Raw genomic sequence first — 25,069 nt, forward strand, 5'->3', positions numbered from 1 at the left:
ACTCTTATTAACTGTCGATGGATACCACCGATCGCATGGCAGACCTTATTGTCAAAGCGGCCGTCAAGGAAGCCCTGGACGACAAGAACGTCGCTTCGGACTTCTACGACGCGCTCGACGACGAAGTGGACGAGCTGCTCGAAGACGCCGCGCGCCGCGCCGAGGCCAACGACCGCAAGACGGTCCAGCCGCGCGACCTCTAAGGCGGACGCGACTCTCGACCCGATTTTTTCGACCGCGCGATGACCGCCGACCGCCGAGCGGCGCGTCCACCGGGATCGCCGACGGCGACGCGCACCGGCGGTGTCAGCGCGTGAGCACCCGAACCCCGGAGTCCGTCCCGACGTGGACCTCGTCGGCGAGGTCGACGAAGAGCCCGTGTTCGACGACGCCCGGCGTCGCGGAGAGGGTCGCCGCGAGCGTTGACGGCGCCGAAATCTCGCCGAACGCGCAGTCGAGCACGAGGTTCCCGTTGTCGGTGACGACCGGGCCGTCCTTCCGCTCCGCGCGGCGGAGCGTCGGCTCGCCGCCGGCTGCGCGCACCGCCTCGGCGACGACCGAGCGACCGGCAGGCAACACCTCGACGGGGACCGGCCGGTCGAGGACGGGCGCCTCCTTCGAGGGGTCGGCGACGACGAGGAAGCGGTCGGCCGCGGCGTCGACCAGCTTCTCGCGGGCGTGCGCGGCGCCGCCGCCCTTTATCAGGGCTCCGGGGGATGGTTCGTCGCCGTCGCCGACCGCGACCTGGTCCGCGCCGTCGATCGCGACGTCGATCCCGGGCGCGTCCGGCCCCACCGCCTCGTCGAGGTCGAGCAGGGGGATCCCCCGGTCGGCGGCGAGCTCGCGGCTCGCGAACGAGGTCGGGACGCCGCGCACGTCCAGTCCGGCGTCGACCCGGTCGCCCAGGCGTCGGATCGCGTGGGCCGCGGTCGAGCCCGTCCCGAGCCCGACGACGTCGCCGTCGTCGACCGTCGCCGCCGCCGACTCGCCGGCGCGTCGCTTCGCCGCGTCGCTCCCGCCGCTCGTCTTCATACCCCCGACTCGACGGGGGAGATTGAAAAGGCGTCGGCGTCGCCGGAGAGGGTTCGGCCGGTCGCGGCGGCGGGCCACCGCGGCGTCGGGCTACTCCAGCCGGTCCAGCACCGCCTCGGCGTCGTAGGCCAAGGAGAGCTCGCGGGACCGGCCGCGTCCCTCCACGTCGGCGTACTCCGCCTCGATCACGCCGAGCTGGTCGAGCTTGTTGATGATCTCGGAGTAGCGGGTGTAGCCGAGCTCCGTCTCGTCGCGGAACGCCTCGTACACCGTCCCGGCGCGCTCGCCGTCGTTCTCCGCGAGCACGCGGACGAGGGCGCGCTCGGACTCCGAGAGCCCCCGGAGCGACCGCGAGAGATGGACGTGCTTCGACTTGTCGTACGCCGACTCCACGTCCTCCTCGGCGATCGTCTTCGAGGCGCGCATCTCGGCGTTCAGCCCGGCGCGGCGGAGCAGGTCGATCCCGACCCGGAGGTCGCCGCTCTCGGCGGTGAGGTCGGCGACGCGCTCCAGCTCGGCGTCGCCGATGACGCCGTCGTGGAACCCGCGCTTCGCGCGTTCGAAGAGGATGTCGTAGATCTCGGTGGCGTCGTAGACGGGGAAGTACACCTCCTCCGGGCGGAACACCGACTGCACGCGGGTGTCGAGGTCGTCGATCACGTCGAGGCCCAGATCGGAGGAGACGACGATGACGCCGATCTTCGCGCCGGAGTGCGCCTCGTGGGCGCGCAACAGCGAGTAGAGCGTGTCGGAGGCCTCGTTCTCGTAGAAGAGGTAGTTCACGTCGTCTAAGGCGACGACGAGCACGTCGTCCTCCTCGACGAGCCGGTCGGTGATCTGGCCGAACAGCTTCTTGAAGGAGATCCCGGAGGAGGGGGGTTCGTAGTCGAAGATGCCCTCGAACAGCCGCGAGAAGACGGCGTACCGCGTCGAGTCGACCTGGCAGTTGACGCGGACGGTGCGGACGTCGGTGCGGGCGCCGAGCTCGCCGAACAGCTTCTGGACCGCGGTCGTCTTCCCGGTGCCGGGCGGGCCGCGCACCATCGTGTTGAGCGGACGGGACCCGCGCACCGCGGGCCGGAGCGCGTACTTCAGGCTCTCCAACTGACTCTCGCGGTGGCGGAACGTCTCGGGGACGTGGTCGATCTCGAACACCGACTCGTCGCGGAACACCGACTCGTCCCACGAGAGCATGTCGCCGCCGGCGTCCCCGGTCATGTGAACACCACGACAGGCCGTCCACTTAACCGTTGCCCGCAGGGGCGGTGAAACTGAAACTTGTCGGCTACGAGGCTCAGACACCGGTTCTCTCCGACCGGACGTTCACTCTCGGGGCGGTGCGAACGGGCCGATTTCGGGCCGGACACGCACCGTCGTCGTCGCCGATCGCGCCCGCGACTCTCGCGCCATCGCGCACGGCGCGTTCACTCCCGGTCGAGTACCAGCACGTGCCGGGTGAGCGACCGGTGAACCCGGCGCTCGAAGGCGGCGTCGACGGTCCAGCCCGCCGCACGCGCCGGCCCGCGCCAGTCTCGGTCGGCGACGATGACCGCGCGCGGCGCGACCCGGGCAGCCTCCGCGAGCGCGCCCGAGACGAGGTCGGCGAGGTCGTGGGTGGCGATCTTCGACTGGCGGCCGTACGGGGCGTCGAAGGCGACGCCGTCGACCGCGTCGTCGCGCAGGGGGAGGGCGGTGGCGTCGCCGCGGGCGACGTGCCAGTCGGGGGCGCCCCCGTCGCCCGGCGGGGCCTCGGGCCCTCCGCCCACGTACTCCCGGAGGTTCTCCCGCGTCCCGCGGACCATCTTCCGCTGAGCGTCGCAGGCGATCGCGTCGCTTCCGACGAGCCCGGCCTCCAGCGGAAGCCCGCCGGTGCCGCACATCGGGTCGAGCAGGGTCCGTCCGGGCGCGGCGCCCGCGAGGTTGACGTACGCGCGGGCGTCGGCCGGCGCCATGCTTCCCGGCTGGAAGAACGGGCGGTCGGTCGGCTTCGGGGCGAAGTCGCGGGCGGCCTCGGCGGCGACCCAGCCGAGCGCGCAGACCGACGCGTCGCCGCCGTCGGCGCCGGGAATCGCGTCGTGGGCGACGCGCTCGCCCGCGGCGAACAGCGCGCGCAGGACGTGGTCCGGGTCGTCGAGGTCGACGTCGAACCCGCGGTCGACGAGGACGCTCCCGAGGGCGCGCTCGGCGTCGGTCGTCGAGACCGTCGCCGTGTTCCGGACGTTGCGGGCCCGCACCGCGACCGTCCCCGAGCGGTCGAGCGGCGCCGCGTTCAGCGCGGCGACGGCGGCGTCGAGGTCGGCGTCCGTGCGGGCGACCGCCTCGTGGGCGGCGCGGGTGTAGGCGAGCCGGCGGACCGCGGCGCCGTCGCCCCCGTCGGCCACCCCCGATCCGCTTCGGTCCAGACCGACGCTGCCGGCGCTCGCGATCCCGGGTGCGAGCAGCTCCACGCCGGTCGCCGCGGTCGCGGCCTCGCGGGCGGCGAACGCGTCCGTCTCTCCGGCGAGTTCGAGCCAGTACACGCCCCGGAGTCGGGGAGCCGCTCGCAAGAGGATAGCGGTTCCGACCACGCACCTTTTTAAATGACTCAACCGATCGTGTTGGTAGTAATGGCCGATCCGAAGGAGACGATCACGATAGAGAACGTCGTTGCCTCCACGGGGATCGGGCAGGAGCTCGATCTCCAGAGCGTGGCGATGGACCTGGAGGGCGCCGACTACGACCCCGAGCAGTTCCCCGGACTCGTCTACCGCACCACGGACCCGAAATCGGCCGCACTGATATTCCGGTCCGGGAAGATCGTGTGCACGGGCGCGAACTCCATCGACGCCGTTCACGAGAGCCTCGCGATCGTGTTCGACGAGCTCCGCGCGCTCGACATCCCGATCGACGACCCGGAGATCACGGTCCAGAACATCGTCACGTCCGCCGATCTCGGCGAAAGCCTCAACCTCAACGCGATCGCGATCGGGCTCGGGCTCGAACACATCGAGTACGAGCCGGAGCAGTTCCCGGGGCTCGTCTACCGGCTCGACGAGCCGGACGTCGTGGCGCTCCTGTTCGGCAGCGGGAAGCTCGTCGTCACCGGAGGGACGAGCCCGGACGACGCGGCGGCCGCCGTCGACGTGATCGTCGAGGAACTGAACGGCCTCGGGCTGCTCGCCTGACGGGGGTCCCCCTCGACCCGACCCCGAGACCGCTCCGTCGTCCCGACGGAGCCGATCCCGCGATCACTTTTACCCGGCGTCCCGTAGCCCGGGTATGCTCCTACAGACGGTGACGCCGATCACGGTGCTGGGGACGACGCTCCTGTTCGCGCTGTTCCTCTCCGTGACGGCACACCTCGCCGCCCGGAACGTCCTCGGCGACGTCGACCCGCGCCGCGCCCTCTATGTCGGCCCGCTCCCCGCGGTGATCGGCGTCGTCGGCGGGGCGTTCGCCGTCTCCGAAGCGCTCCTCGTCCCGGCGGCGCTCCTCGTCGACGGCGCGATGTTCGCGTGGAGCTACGACCAGCCCCGGCGGGTCGTGGTCGGGATGACCGTGATCCACGCCGTGATCACGACGCTGCTCACGATCGTGCTGTTCGGGATCACGGCCCTGCTGGCGACGATGCCGGGGTAGCCGACGTCCGGTGTGGATCGGCGCGGCGGCGGCCCCGCAGCCTCGCGGCCCGACGCGGCGGCCTCACAGTCTCACGGCTCCGGCGGCGCCCCACCGTACGCGTCGTGGTCGCCGTAGAAGTTCAGCATCGCGAACTTCAGCTTCTCCGGGTCGAGATCGAGGAGCTCCTCGCGCTCCTCCGGCGGGAACGCGCTCCGGACCGAGTACTTCCCCATGTCCGCTGACGTGTACCGGCGGTCGGCGAGGATCCGGACACCGAAGTCGTCGGGCCCGCGGACCACGCGGCCGAGCGCCTGCCGCGTCTTGCGGATCGTCGGGATCTCGACGGCGTACGCCCACCCGGGGTCGCGGGCGCGGTCGCGGTCGGCGAACGCCCGGTCGTACGCGTCCTGGACCGCCTCCATCCGGTCGGAGAGGTGCGGGTAGGGGACGCCGACGACCACCACGGTCCGGGCGTCGTCGGCGTCGAAGCTCACGCCCTCCGCGAGCGTGCCCCACAGCGAGGTGAACAGCGTGGCGCCGTCGCTCTCGACGAACCGCCTGCGCAGTTCCTCCTCGTCCTCGCCGGGGCCGTCGAGGTAGAGGGAGCCGAGGTCGGCGGCCGCGAGCCCGCCGCCCGCGCCGACGTCGGCGGTCGTGCCACTCCCCGCGGCCCCGCCGATCCGCTCGTGGTAGCGCTCGGCCTCGGCGTACGAGGGGAAGAAGGCGAGCGTGTTGCCCGGGGTGAAGCGGATCGCGTCGCGCAGCAGCGACGCCACCGTCTCCTGGGTCTCCGGGTCGTTGCGCTCGGAGGCGAACAGCGGCGGCGTGTCGACCGCGAACGTCCGCCGGTTCTCCTCGGGGTAGGCCATCTCGTACGCGAGCGACGCGGTGTCCTCTAAGCCGAGCACGTCCTCCGTGACGTCGAAGGGGCGGAGCGTGGCGCTCATCAGCACCGAGGCGGCGACCTCGTCGAACAGCGCCTCGGTCACGCGACGCGGGATGCAGGTGTACAGCTCCGCGCGGCCGTACACCTCGTCGGTCGCGCCGTCGCGGCGCACGGAGACGACCGGGTACTGGCCGAGCTCGGTCCCCTCGTCCATCCACGTCGAGACGAACCGAGCGACCTGGAGGGTCTGACACTCGGTCCGGGTCGTCGTCTCGCCGTCGCGGTAGCGGCGCTCGTACTCCTCGTCTAACGCCTGTCCGAGCTGGACGGCGAGCTCCGTCTCCGTGTCGATCCCCTTCCCCTCGTAGTTGCGGAGGAACGCGAGCGTGAGGTCGTCGCGGCGGTCGTCGTTGGCGATGGAGAGGTCCTCCCAGTTCTCGCCGACCGACTCTCGGTCGCCGAACCCGAGCGCGTCGTCGCACGTCTCGATCAGGGCGTCGCGGAACGCGCGGACGACGTTCTCGGCCGCCTCGGCGCGGGAGTCGTCGTTGTCGGCGAGCTCCTCGACGGCGGAGTCGAGGGTGGTCTCGGTGAGGGTCCGAGTGGCGTGGTCGCGGGCGGCGTCCTCGACGTTGTGGGCCTCGTCGAAGACGGTGATTATCTCCGAGGGGTCGCGGTCGATCCACCTGAAGAACTGCTCGCGGATGTTCGGATCGAGCAGGTGGTGGTAGTTGCACACCACGAGGTCGACTCCTTCCATCCCCTCCTTGAGCAGCTCGTAGCCGCAGAGCTCGCGCTCGTCCGCGTACGCGTACACGTCCTCGGGGGTGCGGACGTCCTCGAACAGCCACCCGAAGAACTCGTCGGTGTCCTCGACGAGGTTGTTCCGGTAGTGGGCGCAGACGTTCGCGGCCTCGTACTCGTCGATCGCGGACTCCAGCTCGTCGAGCTCGTCCATGATCGACTCGCGGGCCTCGGCCGCCCCGGCGTCGCCCTCGCGGCTCTCGGCGAGCAGCTCGCGCTGGCGCGCCTCCAGCTCGCGGACCTCGTTCTCCGTCTCCACCATCTCGCGGGTGGTGTCACGGAGGGTCTGACACTCCTGGTAGTCGACGTCGATGTGGCACATCGACGATTTTCCCTTGAAGACGACCGCGCGGATGGGCTCGGAGCGGGTGATCGCGCGGGCGTCCTCGACGAACTGCCGCATCTGCTGGTGGACGTTGGTCGTGATCACGACCGTTCGGTCGTGCTCGCGGGCGTGCTCCAAGGCGGGCACGAGCGCGGAGAGGGTCTTCCCGGTCCCGGGCGCCCCCTCGAACAGCACGTCCTGCCCGCGGTCCAGCGCGTTGGCGATCCTGTCCATCGCCTCGCGCTGGTTCGGGTACGGCTCCTCGTACGGGAAGAACCGCAGATGCGGCGACTCTGACACGGGCCGAGGTTCGTCGCCATCGGCTAAAAGGGGTTGGGTGCCGCAGCGAAAGTGGTTCGGAGACGCGGAGCGCCGACGATCTGCTCCGTCGAATTCGTTTCAGTACGTATATATTCGTTTGGGATATGTGCGCAGCCACCACACATTACCGGCATCCATTACCGGTTTTCGGCGCTGCAGGATCGATATGGCGACCGAAACCGCGACGGCGACCGACGTATCGACCGACTCCGGACACTGGCAGGCCGGCGTGGCCGGCGGCCTCGTCGGAGGGCTCGTCTTCGGCGCGATGATGTCGATGATGACGCCCGGCGTGCTCCAGATGGGAATCCCGGCGATGTACGGCATCGAGGGTCCCGCTGGCGCCCTCGGCTGGGTGATCCACATGTCCCACGGGGCGATCATCGGTCTCGGGTTCGCGGCGGTCGCGGGCCTGAAACCGGGTCTCGGCGAATCGATCGGCGCGAGCCTCGGCGCCGGCGCGGGGTACGGACTCCTCGTCTGGGTCGCGCTCGCCGTGGTCGTGATGCCGATCTGGCTGGTCGCCGTCGGGTTCCCGGGCGCGCCGCCGCTGCCGAACGTCGGCGTCGAGAGCCTCGTCGGCCACGTCGTCTACGGCGCGGTTCTCGGCGGCGTCTACTCGGCGATGGCGGGCTGACCGCCGCGACGACACCCCGTTTTTTAACCCCTCACGGCGCGGATCCGTAGCAACGAATGTTCGACGAGATCCTCGAGAAGTTCGAGGGGTCACCGAGCCAGCAGGCCGTCATCCGGCTGTTCTTAGAGCGTGGCTTCTCCGTCAACGAGGAGGGCCGCGTCGTCTCCGGCGGGATCGAGATCCCGTACACCGGGATCGCGCGCGAGCTCGACGTCGACCGGCGGGTGGTCGACTCGACGACGGACGCCATCCTGGAGGACCCCGAGCTGAAGCGCATCTTCACCAACATCTCGTCGGTGCCGAGCCTGATGGACCTGGCGCCGGTCCTCGACCTCACGGTCCTCACCATCGAGGTCGCCGCCGCCGACGAGGCCGGGATCGTCGCCGAGGTGACCGGCATCCTCGCCGACCACGGGGTCTCGATCCGGCAGGTGCTGAGCGAGGACCCCGAGTTCACCGATGACCCGAAGCTGTACGTGATCACCGACGCGGAGCTCCCCGGTGAGCTCCTCGTCGAGATCCGCGAGCTCGGATACGTCCGCCGCGTGGGGTTCTGACCGGCCGAATCGGCCCGACCGACCAGTTTCGCCCGCGGGTAGACGACCCGTTTCCGCCCGGACCCTTACGGAGGAAGCCGACACATCGCCGAGCGCGTCGCCGGCGCTCATTTCACTTTCACTCGGGTGTAAACCAGTCTTTATACCGGATGGCGAACAAGGGTCGTGTACATGCCTGAAGACGAACTCGAGGACCTCCCCGGAGTCGGCCCAGCGACCGCGGACAAGCTCGTCGAGAACGGGTTCGAGAGCTACCAGTCGATCGCCGTCGCCAGCCCCGGCGAGATGTCGAACACCGCGGACATCGGCGAGTCGTCCGCCAGCGACATCATCAACGCCGCCCGCGACGCCGCCGACGTCGGCGGCTTCGAGACGGGCGCGACCGTGCTCGAACGCCGCGAGGAGATCGGGAAGCTCTCCTGGCAGATCGACGAGGTCGACGACCTGCTCGGCGGGGGCATCGAGACGCAGTCGATCACCGAGGTGTACGGGGAGTTCGGGTCCGGGAAGTCGCAGGTGACCCACCAGATGGCCGTCAACGTCCAGCTCCCGCCCGAGCACGGCGGTCTCGACGGCGGCTGCATCTTCATCGACTCCGAGGACACGTTCCGTCCGGAGCGGATCGACGACATGGTCCGCGGGCTCGACGACGAGATCCTCGCCGACGAGATGGAGCGGCGCGAGATCGAGGGCACCCCGAGCGACGAGGAGGCGATGGAAGAGCTGGTCGGGGCGTTCTTAGACCAGATCCACGTCGCCAAGGCGTTCAACTCCAACCACCAGATCCTGCTCGCGGAGAAGGCGAAGGAGCTCGCCGGCGAACACGAGGAGAGCGAGTGGCCGATCCGGATCGTCTGCGTGGACTCGCTCACCGCCCACTTCCGCGCCGAGTACGTCGGCCGAGGCGAGCTCGCCGACCGCCAGCAGAAGCTCAACAAGCACCTCCACGACCTGATGCGGATCGGCGACCTGTTCAACACCGCCATCCTCGTCACCAACCAGGTCGCGTCGAACCCCGACTCCTACTTCGGCGACCCGACGCAGGCGATCGGCGGCAACATCCTGGGTCACGCCTCCACGTTCCGGATGTACCTCCGCAAGTCGAAGGGCGACAAGCGGATCGTCCGCCTCGTCGACGCGCCGAACCTCGCCGACGGGGAGGCCGTGATGCGCGTGCAGGGCGAGGGGCTGAAGCCGGAGTAGCGGGGTCCAGCCCCGGATCGGCGCCCTCGATTCCCACTTCGAACGCTGACAGACCGCCCTGATCACAGATCCGGAACCCGACCGCGGATCCGGTTGACGAACGTAAACTTCCTCGCGGAAAGCCGAAGCCTCCCGATATCGGCCGTTTGACGCCGCAACGCCGGGATCGACCGCGGATGGGCGTGGCAAAAATCGCCAGAAGCGGCCGCGCCCGGCGCCGCGCGCCCCCGAATCGGCCGATCCGAGGACTAATGACAGGCATTTTATAAAACGTCCGTCCGATTCGATCGCAAAGATTGCGGAATCTCTCTCAGAAATATGTCCTTATACACCATGTATCCGTCCTTATATCAGACAGACACCGTATTATCAAACCTATTTTTTGTGAAACCCAACTCGAACGTTTATATGTTCTTGTTCCCCGGTGTCGAAACGTGATTCAGCACATGAACGCGAACGAAACGAGCGGCTCGAAAGACGTATGTTCAGTTGAGGTGACCGAGGCGTGACGGCCGGCGTACTCGCGAGCGTCGATCCGAGCGTCCTCGCGGAGGGCGTGAACCTGATGTGGGTCGCGATGGTCTGTTTCCTGATCTTCTTCATGCACGCCGGCTTCGCGATGCTCGAGGCGGGGCAGGTGCGTGCGAAGAACGTCGCGAACCAGCTCACCAAGAACCTGCTCACCTGGGGCATCGGCGTCCTCGTGTACTTCCTCGTCGGCTTCGGGATCGAAGGCGTCGCGGGCGGCGGCGGGTTCTCCCCGGCCTCGGCCCTCAGCGACGGCGGCTGGATCAACAGCTGGCTGTTCGGCGCCGTCTTCGCGATGACGGCGGCGACGATCGTCTCCGGCGCGGTCGCGGGACGCGCGAAGCTCCGCGCGTACGTGGCGTACACGATCGCCATCTCCGCGGTCATCTACCCGGTCGTGGCGGGCATCACCTGGGGCGGCGGCTTCCTCGGCGGTGCCGGGCTGGGCTTCACCGACTTCGCGGGCGGAATGATCGTCCACGGCGTCGGCGGCATCGCCGGGCTCACCGCGGCGTACATGCTCGGGCCGCGCATGGACCGCTACGCCGAGGACGGCTCCACGAACGTCATCCCCGGTCACTCGATGACGTTCGCGGTGCTCGGTACCCTCATCCTCGCGTTCGGCTGGTACGGCTTCAACGTCGGCACGACCGCGACCGTGTTCTCGGTCACCGAGTCCGGCGAACTCGCGCTCGGCGGCTACGCCGCCGTCGGTCGCGTCGCGCTGACGACGACGCTCGGCATGGGCGCCGGCGCCGTCGGCGCGGCGCTCGGCTCGGTGTACCTCACGAAGAAGGTCGACACCCTGTACGTCGCCAACGGCGTGCTCGCCGGACTCGTCGCGGTCACCGGGATCGCGAACCTGGCAACCTGGTGGGGCGCCATCCTGGTCGCGCTCGTCTGCGGCCTCCAGCTCCCGCTCGTCTTCGAGTTCGTCTCGGACAAGATGAAGATCGACGACGTCTGCGCCGTCTTCCCGGTCCACGGCTCCGCGGGCGTCATCGGCGTCATCGCGCTCCCGTTCGTCAGTATCAACGGCTTCTCCGTCGACGTGCTCGTCTCGCAGGTGATCGGCGTCGTCGCCATCACGGCGTGGACGGTCGCCGCGACCGCCGTCGTCTTCGGCGCGTTCAAGGCGGTCGGACAGGCCCGCGTCACCTCCGAACACGAGCGCGACGGCCTCGACGTCAGCGAGCACGGCGTCGAGACGTACCCCGAGTTCGGCCGCGCGAACGTCGCGACCGACGGCGGCCCCTCCGTCGTCGACACCACGAACGACTCCCCGCGCGCCGACGGCGGCGAGGAGGCCGGCGCGGACATCAAGATGGTCACCGCGGTCGTCCGCCCCGACAAGCTCGGGGCCATCAAACAGGCGCTCGCGGAGATCAACGCCCCCTCGCTCACCGTGACGAACGTCTCCGGCCGCGGCAGCCAGCCCGCGAAGAAGGGCCAGTGGCGCGGCGAGGAGTTCACCGTCGACCTCCACCAGAAGGTGAAAGTCGATATCGTCGTCGCCGACATCCCGGCCGACGAGGTCGCGGAGGCGATCGCCGACGCCGCGAAGACCGGCGAGCCCGGCGACGGCAAGGTGTTCATCATGCCGGTCGAGGACGCGCTGCAGGTCCGCACCGGCGCGACCGGCCCGGAGGCGGTGTAGGTCGGCACCGGCGCGGACGCCCGATCTGTCGCAGTAGCGAACGACCGGTTTCGACGGCCGTTTTTTCGGCGACGCCACGGCGGCGAGCCGCGACACTCCCCGGCGCGAGCGTCGACGGTCCGACGGGGGGTCTCGCCGCCGGTCGGCAACTACTTTCACCCCTCCGACCCAACCGTCGGGCATGAACCACGAGCGCTCCCGGGGGCTGTACGACCGCGCGCTGTCGGTCATGCCCGGCGGGGTCAACTCCTCCGTCCGCGCGACGATGCCGCACCCGTTCTTCGTCGAGCGCGGGGACGGCGGCCACGTGATCGACGCCGACGGCAACCGGTACGTCGACTGGGTGATGGGGTACGGCCCGCTCCTGTACGGCCACGACCTGCCCGACCCGGTGGAGGCGGCGGTCCAGTCGCACGTCGCGGAGGGGCCGATGTACGGCGCGCCCACGGAGATCGAGGTCGAGCACGCCGAGTTCGTGGCGCGCCACGTCCCGAGCGTCGAGTCGATCCGGTTCGTCAACTCGGGGACGGAGGCGACGGTGTCGGCGGTGCGGCTCGCGCGCGGCCACACCGACCGCGACAAGATCGTCGTCATGCAGGGCGGCTATCACGGCGCCCAGGAGTCGACGCTCGTCGAGGGGTCGCCGGGCGACGCACACCCCTCCACGGCGGGCATCCCCGAGGAGTTCGCGCAACACACCCTCCCGGTCCCGTTCAACGACCCGGAGGCGGCGAAGGAGGTGTTCGCGGAGCACGGCGACGAGATCGCCGCCGTCCTCGTCGAGCCGATCCTCGCCAACATGGGGATCGTGACGCCGATCGACGGCTACCACGAGACGCTCCGGGAGCTGTGTGACGACCACGGAGCGCTCCTGATCTTCGACGAGGTGATCACCGGATTCCGCGTCGGCGGCCTCGGCTGCGCGCAGTCGAAGTTCGGCGTCACGCCCGACGTCACCACGTTCGGCAAGATCATCGGGGGCGGGTTTCCGGTGGGCGCGATCGGCGGGAAAGCGGAGATCGTCGAGGGGTTCACGCCCGCGGGCGACGTGTTCCAGTCCGGCACCTTCTCGGGGCATCCGGTGACGATGGCCGCCGGAAAGGCCGGGCTGGAGTACGCCGCCGAGAACGACGTGTACGAGCACGTCGACCGGCTCGGCCGGAAGCTCCGCGAGGGGATCGCCGAGATCTGCGCGGAGCGGGCGCCCGAGTACACCGTCGTCGGCACCGACTCGATGTTCAAGACGATCTTCACCCGCGAGGCGCCCGACGACCCGGACGCCTGCTGCGCGGGCGGCTGTCGGCAGGACCCCGACTGCGCCCGGTACGACTCGTGTCCGAAGACGGGCGCCGACGTCGCCCGCGCCGCGACCGACCGCTGGGAGCGCGTGTTCTGGCAGGAGATGAAAGAGAACGGCGTCTTCCTCACCGCCAACCAGTTCGAGTGCCAGTTCACCTCCTACGCGCACACGGAGGAGGACGTCGAGCGGACGCTAGAGGCGTATCGAGAGGCCCTGTAGGCGCCGATCGGGACGTCCGGCGACCGGCGCCGCCGGACTCTCGGAGAACGCCACCACCGACCCCGCCGCCCGCCCGGCAAGCCTTGCGATCCGGCGGCCGGTGCGGAACGTTTTTATCCCGGAACGGAACTACGTACAGGCGATGAACGCGGAGGCTCGTCTCGACGCCGCCCTTTTCCGAGGCCGACGAGCCCCGCGACCGCGACGAGGCGTCCGACCGCCGCGACCGGCTTCCGGCGCGGCGCGACGACGGGCCCCCTCGGGCCAGTAATCTTCATCCCTCGTCGCGTTCGCGCCGTTTCGTCTCGTAGAGTGACAGCTACGTCCGTCCGTAGCGCCGGCTCCGGCAGTTCGTTCCAACATCTAAACCGGTGAATTTAAGGGCGTGAGCCCAGTGTACTCCGGTAATGGCAACCGTTGCACTCGCGTTCAGTGGGGGACTCGACACGACCGTCTGCGTACCGCTGTTGAAAGAGGAGTACGGCTACGACGAGGTCATCGGCGTCAACGTCGACGTCGGCCAGCCGACCGAGGAGTTCGACGAGGCCGAGGAGACCGCCGAGGCGCTGGGGCTCGACCTCCACGTCGTCGACGCGAAAGCGGAGTTCGCGGACCTCTGTTTCGACGCGGTGAAGACGAACGCGACGTACCAGGGCTACCCGCTCGGGACCGCGCTCGCACGCCCCGTCATCGCCGAGGCCATCCTGGGCGTCGCCGAGGAGCAGGGCTGTGACGCCATCGCGCACGGCTGCACCGGGAAGGGGAACGACCAGCTCCGGTTCGAGGCCGTCTGGCGCGGCTCCGATCTCGAAGTGATCGCCCCCGTGCGCGAGCTCGGCCTCACCCGCGAGTGGGAGATCGACTACGCGGCCGAGAAGGACCTGCCCGTCGAGGCCGGCGACGGCGGCGTCTGGTCCATCGACGAGAACATCTGGTCGCGCGCGGTCGAGGGCGGGAAGCTGGAGGATCCGAACTACGAGCCGCCGGAGGACATCTACGAGTGGACCGCGGAGCCGGAGGGCGAGACCACCATCGAGGTCGCCTTCGAGGCGGGCGTCCCCATTGCCGTCGACGGCGAGGCGATGGACCCCGTCCCGCTCATCCAGCACCTCAACGAGTACGCCGGCGGCTACGGCATCGGCCGCACGGACGTGATGGAAGACCGCATGCTCGGGCTGAAGGTGCGCGAGAACTACGAACACCCGGCCGCGACCGTCCTGCTGACGGCCCACCAAGCGCTCGAGGACCTCGTGCTCACGAAGAACGAGCGCTCGTTCAAGAAGGGGATCGAACAGGAGTGGTCCGAGAAGGCGTACCAGGGGCTCGTGTTCGCGCCCGTCGTCGACGCGCTGAACGCGTTCGTCGACGAGACGCAGGACGTGGTGACCGGCACGGCGACGGTGAAGGTCTCCGGCGGCAACTGCCGCGTCGTCGCCCGCGACTCCGAGTACGCCGTCTACTCCGAGGAGATGGCCTCGTTCAACACCGAGGACGTCGCCGGCATCGCACAGGAGGACGCCACGGGCGTCGCGAAGTACCACGGGCTCCAGGAGCGCCTCGCCAACGACGTGAAGGCGTCCGTGTCGAAGCCCGAACTGGCCACCGACGGGTCGGGAGACGACGAGTAGACACATGGACGACGATCCCGGCGCGGCGGCGGACGCCGACGCGAACGCGGGCGACGAGGGGAGCGAGAGCGGCACCGCCGTGCGCCGCGACCGCTTCAGCGGCGGCCCCGCCCGCGAGTTCCTGTCGAGCCTCGCGGCCGACGCGGCCATCTTCGAGGCCGACCTCGCGGTCGACCGCGCGCACACGGTGATGCTCGCCGAACAAGGGATCGTCGACGGCGCGGTCGCGGGCGAGATCCTCGCGGCGCTCGACGACGTGGAGGCCGCAGGTCACGGCGACCTGTCCGACGGCGAGGACGTCCACGAGGCGATCGAGACGGCCGTCATCGACCGGATCGGGCCGGACGGCGGACGTATGCACACCGCCCGCTCGCGCAACGACGAGGTGGCGACCTGCATCCGGTACCGGCTGCGCGAGGACCTGCTCGCGGCCGCCGAGGCGACGATCGCGCTCCGCGAGGCCCTCGTCGAGATCGCGAGCGAGCACACCGAGACCGTGATGCCCGGCTACACGCACCTCCAGCCGGCCCAGCCGACGACGGTCGCGCACTACCTGCTCTCCTACGAGGGCGGCGTCGCCCGCGACACCGAGCGCCTGCTCGACGCGTACGGGCGCGTCAACCGGTCGCCGCTCGGCGCGGCCGCGTTCGCGGGGACGCCGTTCGACGTCGACCGCGACCGCACCGCCGAGCTGCTCGGGTTCGACGGGACGGTCCGGAACTCCACGGACGCGGCGTCGGCGCGCGACTTCCTCGCGGAGGGGGCGACCGCGTGCGCGACGCTCGCGACGACGCTGTCGGGGCTCGCGGAGGACCTAATCGTCTTCTCGAACAAGGGGTTCGTGGAGCTGTCGGACGCGTACTCGTCCACCTCCTCGATCATGCCCCAGAAGAAGAACCCCGACACGCTGGAGCTGACCCGCGGCGTCGCCGGCGACGCGATCGGCGAGGCGACGGGGACGCTGAGCCTGCTGAAGGGGCTCCCGCGCGCGTACAACCGCGACCTCCAGCGCGCTCACGCGGGCGTGTTCGAGATCGCCGACGACGTGCGGGAGGCGACGGAGGTCGCCGCCGGCGCGGTCGCGACCGCCGACTGGGACGAGGCGGCGCTCGCGGACGCCGCGGGCGACGGGTTCTCGACGGCGACGGGCGTCGCCGACCTGCTCGCGACGGGCGGGATGCCCTTCCGGACGGCCCACGAGATCGTCGCGACGGCCGCGGAGACGGTCTCGGACGCCGATTCCCCGGCCGCGGCGGCCGCAAAAGTTGACGAGGCCGCTCGGAACGTGACCGGCGAGCCCCTCTCCGCGTACGTGAGCCGCGAGGACGTGGAGTCGGCGCTCGATCCGGCCGCCAGCGTGGCGAGCCGCGACTCCGCCGGGGGGCCGGCCCCCGAAGCGGTCGCCGAGGAACTCGTCGTCGTCGAGTCGGAGATCGAGGAGGACCGCGGTGCGCTGGCGGCGGAGCGCGGCGCGCTCGCCGCCGCGAGCGAGGCACTGGATGCGGAGGTCGATCGCTATGTCTGAGCCGCGACGACCGCCGGGCGGCCCCCGGCTCGATCGGCGGCGTCTCGACCGACGCCGACCCGACCGACGCCGACGACCGTCCCCGTAAGGGGACACAGTTACTACCGAGATCTGACATCCGATCTCGATACGGTTCGATTTCGACGAACTACTTCCGTTAGCGGCCGATCCGTTTTATGTAAATTATCCAATAAGTTCGAAGCCTTTATCACCGTTCGCGGTCGAGTGTCTGCCACGATGACGAGCGACACCGACACGCTGCTGGCAGAGGACCCGATCACGGGCGAGGAGATCGAGCTTCCGGCCGACGTCGAGGTCGGCGAGATCATCGACAGCCCGGTCACCGGGACCGAGCTCGAGGTCATCTCGCTGGACCCCGTCGTGTTGGAGGAGGCCCCCGAACTCGAGGAGGACTGGGGCGAGTAGATGGCGACGATCGCCGCGGCCGCGACTCCCGAGTGGTCGACATGCGCGTAGGGATCCTCTACTCCCGGATCCGGAAGGACGAGAAGCTCCTGCTCAACGAGCTCCGCGACCGGGATCACGACGTCGAGAAGATCGACGTCCGCAAGGAGCGGTTCGGGCTGGAGTCGACGACGGCGAACGTCGGCGATCTGGATCTGGTCGTCGACCGCTGCCTGTCGACGAGCCGATCGCTGTACGCGACGAAGTTCCTCGACAGCTACGGCGTCCCGGTGGTGAACTCGCCCGAGACGGGCGACGTCTGCGCCGACAAGGCGAAGAACTCGCTCGCGCTCGCGAACGCCGACGTTCCGACCCCGGCGACCGAGGTCTCGTTCACCAAGGAGGCCGCGCTGGAGGCGATCGAGTCGTTCGGCTACCCCTGCGTGCTCAAGCCGGTCGTCGGCTCGTGGGGCCGGCTGATGGCGAAGATCGACACCCGCGACGCCGCCGAGGCGATCTTAGAGCACAAGGAGACGCTCGGCCACTACGAGCACAAGGTGTTCTACATTCAGGAGTTCGTCGACAAGCCCGGCCGGGACATCCGCGCGCTGGCGGTCGACGGCGAACCGGTCGCCGCGATGACCCGGTCGTCGGACCACTGGCTCACGAACGCCGCGAAGGGCGGCGAGACGAAGGCGTTCGACCTCGACGACCGCGCGACCGAGCTGGTCGAGCGCGCCTCCGACGCTGTCGGCGGCGGAATGCTCGGCGTCGACCTCATGGAGGTCGGCGGCACCGACTCCGGCGAGTACACCGTCCACGAGGTGAACCACACGGTCGAGTTCAAGGCGCTCGACTCGGCCACCGACGTCGACGTCCCCGCGAGGGTCGTCGACTGGCTGGAGGCGAAGGTCGAGAACGCTGACGACGCCGCGGAGGCGCACACATGAGCGCCGACGACATGACGCCCGCGGAGACGTACACCGCCAGCGTCGTCGGCGGCACGGGGTTCACCGGCGGCGAGCTGTTGCGGATCCTCGCCGGCCACCCCGCGTTCGACGTGGTGCAGGCCACGTCGCGGTCGGCGGACAACATGACCGTCGGTCGGTCGCACCCGAACCTGCGGGGGCTCGACCTGCGCTTCTCCGATCCAGACGACCTGGAGTCCGTCGACGTGCTCTTCTCGGCGACGCCGCACGGCGTCTCGATGGGGCGCATCGACGAGTACTTCGAGGTCGCCGACACCGTCGTCGACCTCTCGGCCGACTTCCGGCTCCCCGAGGCCGACGCCTACGACGAGTGGTACGACGGCCACGAGTCGCCGGAGTACTTGGAGCGCGCGGAGTACGCGCTCCCCGAGATCAACCGCAAGAACCTCCCCGGCGCCGACCTGATCGCCGGCGGCGGCTGTAACGCGACGACGACGATCCTCGGGCTGAAGCCGCTCGTGGACGCCGGCGCGCTCGGCCCCGAGACCGGCGAGGTCGTCGTCGACGTGAAGGTCGGCTCCTCGGAGGGCGGCGCCGGCGGCGGCGCGGCCTCCTCGCACCCGGAGCGCTCCGGGGTCGTGCGCCCGTACGCCCCGACCGGCCACCGCCACGAGGCGGAGATCGAGGCGTACCTCGGGCTCGACGTCTCCTTCACGGTGCACGCGGTCGACATGGTGCGCGGCGCGAGCGCGACCTGCCACGTCTTCCCAGACGAGCCCGTCTCGAAGGGGGACCTGTGGAAAGCGTACCGCGGGGCGTACGCCGACGAGCCGTTCATGCGGATCGTCTCCGGCGGGGGCGGCGTCTACCGCTACCCCGAGCCGAAGTCGGTCGCCGGCACGAACCACGGCGAGGTCGGCTTCGAGCTCGACCCCGGCAACCGGCGCGTCGTCGTCTTCTCGGCGATCGACAACATGACCAAGGGGTCGGCGGGCCAGGCGGTCCACGCGGCGAACGTCGCCTTGGGACTGCCCGAGACCGCCGGCCTCGAGTTCGGGGGACTCCACCCGGTGGGATCGCCATGAGCGACGATCAGTCAGATTCCGCCAAGGAGCCGCCCGTCGTCGTCAAGATCGGCGGCGCGAAGGCGGTCGACCCGGCCGGCGCGGTCGGCGACGTCGCCCACCTCGGCGCCGACGGCCGTGAGGTCGTCGTCGTCCACGGCGGCTCGACGGTCGTCGACGAGACGATCGAGCGGCTCGGTATGGAGCCGGAGTACGTCGAGAGCGCCTCCGGCGTCACGGGTCGGTTCACCGACGCCGACGCGATGGAGGCGTTCACGATGGCGATGGCCGGCAAGCTCAACACGGAGCTGACGGCGCGGTTCCGCGAGGCCGGCGTCGACGCGGTCGGCCTCTCGGGCGTCGACGGCGGGCTCCTCTCGGGGCCCCGCAAGTCGGCGGTTCGCGTGGTCGAGGACGGGAAAAAGAAGATCCGCCGCGGCGAGCATTCCGGCCGGATCGAGTCGGTGAACGCCGATCTGCTGACCGGGCTCCTCGCCGACGGCTACACCCCCGTCGTCTCGCCCCCGATGGAGGGGAAAGAGAGCGACGGCGGCGTCACCCCGGTCAACGCCGACGCCGACCGGGCGGCCGCCGCGGTCGCGGGCGCGCTCGGCGCGGACCTCGTCCTGCTGACGGACGTGGCCGGCGTCTACGCGGACCCGGACGACCCGGACACGCTGATCGAGTCGGCGTCGACGCCGGACGAGCTGGCGGCGGTCGAAGCCGCCGCCGAGGGGTTCATGGGAAAGAAGGTGATGGCCGCGAAAGAGGCGCTCTCGGGCGGCTCCGGGCGCGTCGTCGTCGCCGACGCCAACGTCGACGACCCCATCGTCGCCGCGCTCGGCGGCTCGGGGACGACGATCGAGCGGGCGGCGCTCGGGAGCGGCAGCGGTGACGACGGCGCCGACCCGGACGACGACGGGGACGCGGAGGAGACGGAGGCGGTCGACGCATGAGCGGCTTCGTCTTCTCCGAGAAACCGATCGAGATCGCCTCGGGCGACGGCGTCCACGTCACCGATACGAACGGCACCGACTACCTCGACTTCGGGGCGAGCTACGCCTGCACGCCGGTGGGCCACTGCCACCCCGAGGTCGTCGACGCCGCGACGAGCCAGCTGGAGGAGCTGATGTACGTGCAGGCGTCGTACCCGCACGCGGCGCGGACGGCGCTGTACGAGCGGCTCTCCGAGGCGGGCCCCGGCGACGTCGACGACGTCTGGCTCTGTAACTCCGGCACGGAGGCGAACGAGGCCGCGCTGAAGTTCGCCCGGCACGCGACGGGCCGCGAGAAGATAATCGCGACGACGCAGGGGTTCCACGGCCGGACGATGGGCGCGCTCGCGACCACCTGGAAGCAGAAGTACAAGGAGGGGTTCGAGCCGCTCGCGGGCGGCGTGGAGTTCGTCGAGTACGGCGACGCCGACGCGATGCGCGAGGCCGTCGACGAGGAGACCGCGGCGGTGATCTTAGAGCCCCTCCAGGGCGAGGGCGGGATCAACCCCGCCGCCACCGAGTACCTGCGGGCGGTCCGGGAGGCGACCGAGTCGGCGGGGGCCGCGATGGTGCTCGACGAGATCCAGACCGGGCTCGGCCGGACGGGGTCGCTGTGGGCGGCCGAGAAGCACGACGTGGTACCCGATATCCTCACGACCGCGAAGGGGCTCGGTAGCGGGCTCCCGATCGGCGCGACGCTGTGTCGCGACTGGATCGCCGAGGACGCCGGGAACCACGGCTCGACGTTCTCGGGCGGTCCCGTGGTGTCGGCCGCGGCGGGCGCCACGCTCGACGTCATCGAGCGCGAGGGCCTCCCGGATCACGCCGCCGAGGTCGGCGCGTACCTCCGCGGGCGGGTCGAGGAGCGCCTCGGCGACGACGTCCGCGACGTGCGGGGCGACGGGCTGATGATCGGGATCGAGGTGAAGCGCGGGTCGAACCGCCTGCTTCGCGACCTCGCGATCGACCACCAGATCCTCGCGCTGCCGGCGGGCCGCACCGTGTTGCGCCTGCTGCCGCCGCTGACGATCGAGCGCGAGCACGCCGACGCGGTCGTGGACGCCCTCGCGGAGGTGATCGGGTGATGGCGACCGGGAAGGGGCGCGAGAGCGACGCGGAGTCGGAAACCGGCGGCGAGACGGAGGCGGCCGCCGAGTCGTCCGCGGCCGGGACCGACGTCGTCGCCGGCGGCGGCTACCCCGCGGCCTGCGACACGCCGGCCCGGAAGCTGCTGTACGACATGGTGTCGATCCCCTCGCCGTCGGGCGAGGAGGAGCGGGCGGCGGAGCGGCTCGTCGACTTCTTCGAGGCGAACGGCCGGGAGGCGTGGATCGACGACGTCGGGAACGTCCGGGCGCCCGCCGACGACGCCGTCCTCCTCACCTCGCACGTGGACACGGTCCCGGGCGACATCCCGGTCGAGGTGAGGCCGGCGCCCCCCGAGGGCGAACTGCCGGAACCGTCCGACGTCCGCGTCGGCGAGCCCGGCGAGCCCGTGCTGTGGGGTCGCGGGACCGTCGACGCGACGGGGCCGCTGGTCTCGATGGCGGTCGCGGCGGTGAAGACGGGCGTCTCCTTCGCGGGCGTCGTCCGCGAGGAGGTCGACTCCGGGGGCGCCCGACACCTCATCGACGACCGCGACGCGCCGGACGCGGTGATCAACGGCGAACCCTCCGGCTGGGCCGGGATCACGCTCGGCTACCGCGGCCTGCTGGAGGGGACGTACGTGAACACGAGCGAGTCGGGCCACTCCTCGCGGCCGGAGCCGAACGCGATCCAGCACGCGATCGACTGGTGGCACGGCGTCGAGGAGGCGTTCACGCCCGACGACCCGGAGACCGCGGTGTTCGACCAGGTGACGACGAAGCCCATCTCGATCGATGGCGGCCTGAGCGACGACGGGCTCGCCGTGGAGACGACGATGGAGGTCCAGCTGCGGGTCCCGCCCTCCCGCCCCGTCGACGAAATCCACGAGCTCGCGGAGGCGGAGCTGTCGACCGGGTCGGTCCACTGGGGCGACCCGATGCCGCCCGTGATGGAGAGCCCTCGCACTGACCTCGCGCGGGCGTTCCGCGTCGCGATCCGCGGCGCCGGCGGCGACGTGCGCCTGCTCCGGAAGACCGGGACGAGCGACATGAACCTCTTCGCGGCCGCGTGGGACTGCCCGATGGTCACCTACGGCCCCGGGAACTCGGACCTGGACCACGCGCCGGACGAGCGGCTTCCGCTCTCCGAGCTGGACCGCGCCGTGACCGTCCTGACCGACGTCTGTCGGAAGCGACTGTAACGAACGCTCCGACGACCACCCCGACACACGCACCCGTTTTCGAACGACACCACGGACCACACTCACACACCACACACGATGCCACTCGCCACCGACGACTTCCTCGACATCGACGACGTGACGCCCGCCGAACTGGACGCCCTGCTCGACCGCGCCGCCGCGATGAAGGCGGGCGAGACCGATCCCCGACTGGGCGACGCGACGCTCGGGATGATCTTCGAGAAGCCCTCGACGCGCACCCGCGTCTCGTTCGAGACCGGGATGACGCGGCTCGGCGGCCACGCGATGTTCCTCGGTCCCGACGACATCCAACTCGGGCACGGCGAGCCGCTGAAAGACACCGCGCGCGTGCTCGGTCGGTACGTCGACGGCGTGATGGCCCGGCTGTTCGACCACGGGGACGTCGAGACGCTCGCGGAGTACGCCGACTGCCCCGTGATCAACGGGCTCACCGACGAGGCGCACCCCTGCCAGACGCTCGCCGACCTGCTCACCATCCGCGAGACGGTCGGCGAGGACGCGACGGTCGCGTGGGTCGGCGACGGCAACAACGTCGGGCAGTCGTTCGTCGTCGGCGCGGCGATGGCCGGGGTCGATGTGCGGGTCGCCACGCCCGCCGACTACGGGATGGACCCCGCCGTCTTCGACCGCGCCGCGGAGTTCGGGCTGGACGTGGAGCCGACGACGGATCCGGAGGCCGCGATCGACGGGGCGGACGTGGTTTACACCGACGTCTGGATCTCGATGGGACAGGAGGACCAGCGCGACGAGAAGCTCGCCGCCTTCGAGGGATTCCAGGTGAACGCCGACCTGCTCGCCGGCACCGACGCGAAGGTGATGCACTGCCTGCCCGCGCACCGCGGCGAGGAGGTCACCGACGACGTGCTCGAGTCCGACCGGGCCCTCGTCTGGGACCAGGCGGAGAACCGGATGCACGCGCAGAACGCGCTGCTCGTCGAACTGCTCGGCGACGCGTAGCGACGACCGGTTCGGCCGTCGGCGACCGCGGTTTTATGTGGCTTCTCCGATGTCTCGGTTCATGGCTATCCCGTTCGTCGGCTCGATAGTGTCGTTCGTCGTCGCGCTCCTCGTCGGTGGGCTCGCCATCTACCTGAGCGCGCGCGTCGTCGTCGACGTCGACGACTACGGGCACGCCGTGGTCACCGCCCTGCTCGGCGCGCTGGGCTGGGCGCTCACGTCGTGGATTCCGCTCGTCGGGTCGCTCGTCGCGCTGGTCGTGTGGGTCGGCGTAATCAACTGGCGGTACCCCGGCGGGTGGGTCAAAGCGGCCATCGTCGGCGGCGGCGCGTGGGTCGCCGCGCTCGTCGTCCTGTTCGTCGTCAACTCCGTGTTCGGTCTCGGTGTCGGCGCGTTCGGCGTCCCCGGGGCGTGAGTCGGCGGAAAAGGGCGCCGCTTCAGCTCCGGGGCCCGCCCGCTCCGGACCAGTCGCCGTCCGTTCTTCGAATGACGGCTCCTGCCGCACGGTCGCGGAGCGGGTTATTTGGCTCTGGTGAGACCCTTATAATCTGATACAAACTGCGTGCGCGATACAGAGGATGTAGTCAGCGGACGATTAGGAACTCATCCACATCATACTCTCGACTGCTGTTTAGGTTCCTGAGGTACGGAGCATCAGTCCCTGTGAGGAAGAACCGATAATGACCTCCTCGGTTCCCCTCAACTTCGAATGAATTTTCGGAGACTTCTGTAACTGTTTGGGCGTGTTTTCGTCCATTCCAAATAATCTCGCTATCTAGCTCTACTGTCTCCATTTCATTCAGTATCTCTGACTTAGATTGCATGCTTTGTGCTCCCGATTCACTTTTAATAAAATGTTGTCCCAATCCTCAGTGGTCGGAAAGGACGGAGTGAACGATTCGCGCCCTCTATTCAGCAGAACGCTGAGAACAGATCACCAATTGAGCACGTCAACAGAGCCGTCTAGTTGAAAATCCGAGGACGCGTCCCGATCAGTTCCCGGTCCAGCGCAGCACCGCGAGCGTCCCCTCGTAGAGGACGATCATCGTGAGCGTCACGATGATCGGCGCCATCCCGGTCGGGTCCGGGCTGAACAGGAACGCGATCCCGAGGAACGCCCCCCAGAACAGCAGGCGCTTCGCCTCCAGCCACTGGCGGGTGACGAGGTTCATCATGATCGCGAGCATGATGAACAGCGGGATCTGGAAGACGATCGCCATGAACGCGAGCATGATGACGATGAGGTTGAACGTCTCCGCGAGCCCGAACGCGATCGTCGCGGCGTCGGAGGTATAGGTGGTGAAATACGAGAAGATCGCGGGCAACACGAGGAAGTGCGCGAACGCGATGCCGATCCCGCCGAGGACGAGGCTCGTCGGGACAGCCGCGAGGTAGTAGCGCCGCTCGTTCTCGTAGAGGCCGGGCTTCATGAAGCGGTACGTCTGGTAGACGAACGCCGGGAGCCCGACGACGACGCCCGCGAGCCCGGCGACCTTCAGCCGCGTGAGCGGCAGTTCGAGGGGGCCGTACAGCCGCGGGCGATTCATCGTCGGCTCGGGGATGTGGTAGCTCCAGAAGTAGTTGATGAGCTCCGTCGACTCCGTCACGACGACGAGCGTCGCGAGCCCGCCGAAGAGGAAGACGACGGCGAGCCGCCGCATCATCTCCTCGATGTGGGCCGCCAGCGGCATCTCCTCGTCCGACTCCGGCGCGTCTAATCCCTCGAAGGAGTCGTCGGTGCCGTCGTCCGCGACCGTCGCGTCCTCGACCGCGCCGGCGGCGGCCGCGTCCCCCGCCGTCGCCGCCGTCCCGCCGTCACCGAGACTCTCCGCGGCCGCGTCGGCGTCGTCGGGGACGAAGGGCGGGTCGTCGGGGTCCTCGCTCGCGGCTTCGTCGCCCGCCTCACCGGTGGCGTCGTCAGCGTTGTCCGCCTCGTCGGCGTCGTCTTCAGCGCCGACCTCGTCCTCGCCGGAAGCGTCCGCATCGTCGGCCTCATCCGCGCTCGAGGCGCCGTCGACTTCGGGCGTGACCTCGGGAGACACCTCGGATTCGACGGGGTCCGCCCCGTCGGAGTCCGGCTCGTCCCCGTCCGCGTCGGTGCCGCCGCCGTCGCTGGTGGCGTCGTCGGCGACCGAGTCGTCCTCGGGGGCCGATGGCTCGTCGCGCGACCGGTCCGAGTCGTCCATTCA

Annotated in this window: 24 protein-coding genes; 18 read left to right on the forward strand and 6 right to left on the reverse strand. The window is 69.9% G+C overall.

What is annotated here, in order from left to right; all coding sequences use genetic code 11:
- The first annotated feature begins 35 nt into the window (after nucleotides 1–35).
- A complete protein-coding gene (locus tag FGM06_RS06890; RefSeq protein WP_004047560.1) occupies nucleotides 36–203 on the forward strand; it encodes a DUF1931 family protein in 168 nt (55 codons plus the stop codon).
- A 103-nt stretch (nucleotides 204–306) separates the two neighbouring features.
- On the opposite strand, the gene rpiA is transcribed toward FGM06_RS06890, so the two are convergent.
- From rpiA to FGM06_RS06905, 3 genes are all read right to left on the reverse strand, one after another.
- Entirely contained in the window at nucleotides 307–1,032 is a 726-nt protein-coding gene (rpiA, locus tag FGM06_RS06895; protein ID WP_144798368.1) for a ribose-5-phosphate isomerase RpiA, read from the reverse strand.
- 90 nt (nucleotides 1,033–1,122) lie between these two features.
- On the reverse strand, nucleotides 1,123–2,250 hold the full coding sequence (locus FGM06_RS06900) for an ORC1-type DNA replication protein (RefSeq protein ID WP_144798369.1): 1,128 nt from the start codon (nucleotides 2,248–2,250) through the stop codon (nucleotides 1,123–1,125).
- Between the two features lie 206 nt (nucleotides 2,251–2,456).
- Nucleotides 2,457–3,551, reverse strand: a complete 1,095-nt coding sequence (locus FGM06_RS06905; protein WP_144798370.1) for a THUMP domain-containing protein — start codon at nucleotides 3,549–3,551, stop codon at nucleotides 2,457–2,459.
- A gap of 87 nt (nucleotides 3,552–3,638) precedes the next feature.
- On the opposite strand from FGM06_RS06905, the gene FGM06_RS06910 reads away from it, so the two are divergent.
- A complete protein-coding gene (locus FGM06_RS06910) occupies nucleotides 3,639–4,196 on the forward strand; it encodes a TATA-box-binding protein (protein ID WP_144798371.1) in 558 nt (185 codons plus the stop codon).
- A gap of 94 nt (nucleotides 4,197–4,290) precedes the next feature.
- Nucleotides 4,291–4,650 (forward strand): DUF7473 family protein, encoded by a 360-nt coding sequence (locus FGM06_RS06915; protein WP_144798372.1) that lies wholly within the window; start codon nucleotides 4,291–4,293, stop codon nucleotides 4,648–4,650.
- 71 nt (nucleotides 4,651–4,721) lie between these two features.
- On the opposite strand, the gene FGM06_RS06920 is transcribed toward FGM06_RS06915, so the two are convergent.
- Entirely contained in the window at nucleotides 4,722–6,947 is a 2,226-nt protein-coding gene (locus FGM06_RS06920) for an ATP-dependent DNA helicase (RefSeq protein WP_144798373.1), read from the reverse strand.
- A gap of 187 nt (nucleotides 6,948–7,134) precedes the next feature.
- Here FGM06_RS06920 and FGM06_RS06925 point away from each other — a divergent pair, with 187 nt between their 5' ends.
- The 15 genes from FGM06_RS06925 (at nucleotide 7,135) to FGM06_RS06995 (ending at nucleotide 23,295) form a co-directional block, all read left to right on the forward strand.
- The gene (locus FGM06_RS06925) at nucleotides 7,135–7,605 is read left to right on the forward strand and encodes a histidine kinase (protein WP_144798374.1); all 471 of its coding nucleotides are present in this window, start codon (nucleotides 7,135–7,137) and stop codon (nucleotides 7,603–7,605) included.
- Nucleotides 7,606–7,661: 56 nt separating this feature from the next.
- Nucleotides 7,662–8,162 (forward strand): ACT domain-containing protein, encoded by a 501-nt coding sequence (locus FGM06_RS06930; RefSeq protein WP_144798375.1) that lies wholly within the window; start codon nucleotides 7,662–7,664, stop codon nucleotides 8,160–8,162.
- 171 nt (nucleotides 8,163–8,333) lie between these two features.
- Nucleotides 8,334–9,365, forward strand: coding sequence for a DNA repair and recombination protein RadA (radA, locus tag FGM06_RS06935; protein ID WP_144798376.1), 1,032 nt, complete (start codon nucleotides 8,334–8,336; stop codon nucleotides 9,363–9,365).
- A 505-nt stretch (nucleotides 9,366–9,870) separates the two neighbouring features.
- Complete coding sequence (locus tag FGM06_RS06940) at nucleotides 9,871–11,550, forward strand: ammonium transporter (protein WP_144798377.1); 1,680 nt, start codon at nucleotides 9,871–9,873, stop codon at nucleotides 11,548–11,550.
- A gap of 181 nt (nucleotides 11,551–11,731) precedes the next feature.
- Nucleotides 11,732–13,069: a glutamate-1-semialdehyde 2,1-aminomutase gene (gene hemL, locus FGM06_RS06945; RefSeq protein WP_144798378.1), complete on the forward strand. Its 1,338-nt coding sequence runs from the start codon at nucleotides 11,732–11,734 to the stop codon at nucleotides 13,067–13,069.
- A 407-nt stretch (nucleotides 13,070–13,476) separates the two neighbouring features.
- Complete coding sequence (locus FGM06_RS06950; protein WP_144798379.1) at nucleotides 13,477–14,697, forward strand: argininosuccinate synthase; 1,221 nt, start codon at nucleotides 13,477–13,479, stop codon at nucleotides 14,695–14,697.
- 4 nt (nucleotides 14,698–14,701) lie between these two features.
- Nucleotides 14,702–16,222, forward strand: coding sequence for an argininosuccinate lyase (argH, locus tag FGM06_RS06955; protein ID WP_241662537.1), 1,521 nt, complete (start codon nucleotides 14,702–14,704; stop codon nucleotides 16,220–16,222).
- 237 nt (nucleotides 16,223–16,459) lie between these two features.
- On the forward strand, nucleotides 16,460–16,648 hold the full coding sequence (gene lysW, locus FGM06_RS06960; protein ID WP_092562686.1) for a lysine biosynthesis protein LysW: 189 nt from the start codon (nucleotides 16,460–16,462) through the stop codon (nucleotides 16,646–16,648).
- Nucleotides 16,649–16,689: 41 nt separating this feature from the next.
- Complete coding sequence (lysX, locus tag FGM06_RS06965; protein ID WP_144798380.1) at nucleotides 16,690–17,577, forward strand: lysine biosynthesis protein LysX; 888 nt, start codon at nucleotides 16,690–16,692, stop codon at nucleotides 17,575–17,577.
- Nucleotides 17,574–18,641: an N-acetyl-gamma-glutamyl-phosphate reductase gene (gene argC / locus FGM06_RS06970; protein WP_394348612.1), complete on the forward strand. Its 1,068-nt coding sequence runs from the start codon at nucleotides 17,574–17,576 to the stop codon at nucleotides 18,639–18,641. Before lysX ends, argC begins: the two co-directional genes overlap by 4 nt.
- The gene (locus tag FGM06_RS06975; protein WP_144798381.1) at nucleotides 18,638–19,576 is read left to right on the forward strand and encodes an acetylglutamate/acetylaminoadipate kinase; all 939 of its coding nucleotides are present in this window, start codon (nucleotides 18,638–18,640) and stop codon (nucleotides 19,574–19,576) included. Before argC ends, FGM06_RS06975 begins: the two co-directional genes overlap by 4 nt.
- Nucleotides 19,573–20,700, forward strand: coding sequence for an aspartate aminotransferase family protein (locus FGM06_RS06980; RefSeq protein ID WP_144798382.1), 1,128 nt, complete (start codon nucleotides 19,573–19,575; stop codon nucleotides 20,698–20,700). Before FGM06_RS06975 ends, FGM06_RS06980 begins: the two co-directional genes overlap by 4 nt.
- Complete coding sequence (locus FGM06_RS06985; RefSeq protein WP_144798383.1) at nucleotides 20,700–21,902, forward strand: [LysW]-lysine hydrolase; 1,203 nt, start codon at nucleotides 20,700–20,702, stop codon at nucleotides 21,900–21,902. The genes FGM06_RS06980 and FGM06_RS06985 overlap by 1 nt, the downstream gene beginning before the upstream one ends.
- Nucleotides 21,903–21,980: 78 nt before the next feature.
- Nucleotides 21,981–22,880 (forward strand): ornithine carbamoyltransferase, encoded by a 900-nt coding sequence (gene argF, locus FGM06_RS06990; RefSeq protein WP_144798384.1) that lies wholly within the window; start codon nucleotides 21,981–21,983, stop codon nucleotides 22,878–22,880.
- Nucleotides 22,881–22,941: 61 nt separating this feature from the next.
- Complete coding sequence (locus tag FGM06_RS06995) at nucleotides 22,942–23,295, forward strand: hypothetical protein (RefSeq protein ID WP_144798385.1); 354 nt, start codon at nucleotides 22,942–22,944, stop codon at nucleotides 23,293–23,295.
- A 169-nt stretch (nucleotides 23,296–23,464) separates the two neighbouring features.
- Here the strand turns inward: FGM06_RS06995 and FGM06_RS07000 are convergent, their stop codons facing one another.
- Together FGM06_RS07000 and tatC are read right to left on the reverse strand one after the other, a co-directional pair.
- A complete protein-coding gene (locus tag FGM06_RS07000) occupies nucleotides 23,465–23,704 on the reverse strand; it encodes a hypothetical protein (RefSeq protein WP_144798386.1) in 240 nt (79 codons plus the stop codon).
- Between the two features lie 168 nt (nucleotides 23,705–23,872).
- The gene (gene tatC, locus FGM06_RS07005; protein ID WP_144798387.1) at nucleotides 23,873–25,066 is read right to left on the reverse strand and encodes a twin-arginine translocase subunit TatC; all 1,194 of its coding nucleotides are present in this window, start codon (nucleotides 25,064–25,066) and stop codon (nucleotides 23,873–23,875) included.
- Between the last annotated feature and the right edge of the window lie 3 nt (nucleotides 25,067–25,069).

It is taken from the genome of Halorubrum depositum (genome assembly GCF_007671725.1).
Taxonomy (GTDB): domain Archaea; phylum Halobacteriota; class Halobacteria; order Halobacteriales; family Haloferacaceae; genus Halorubrum; species Halorubrum depositum.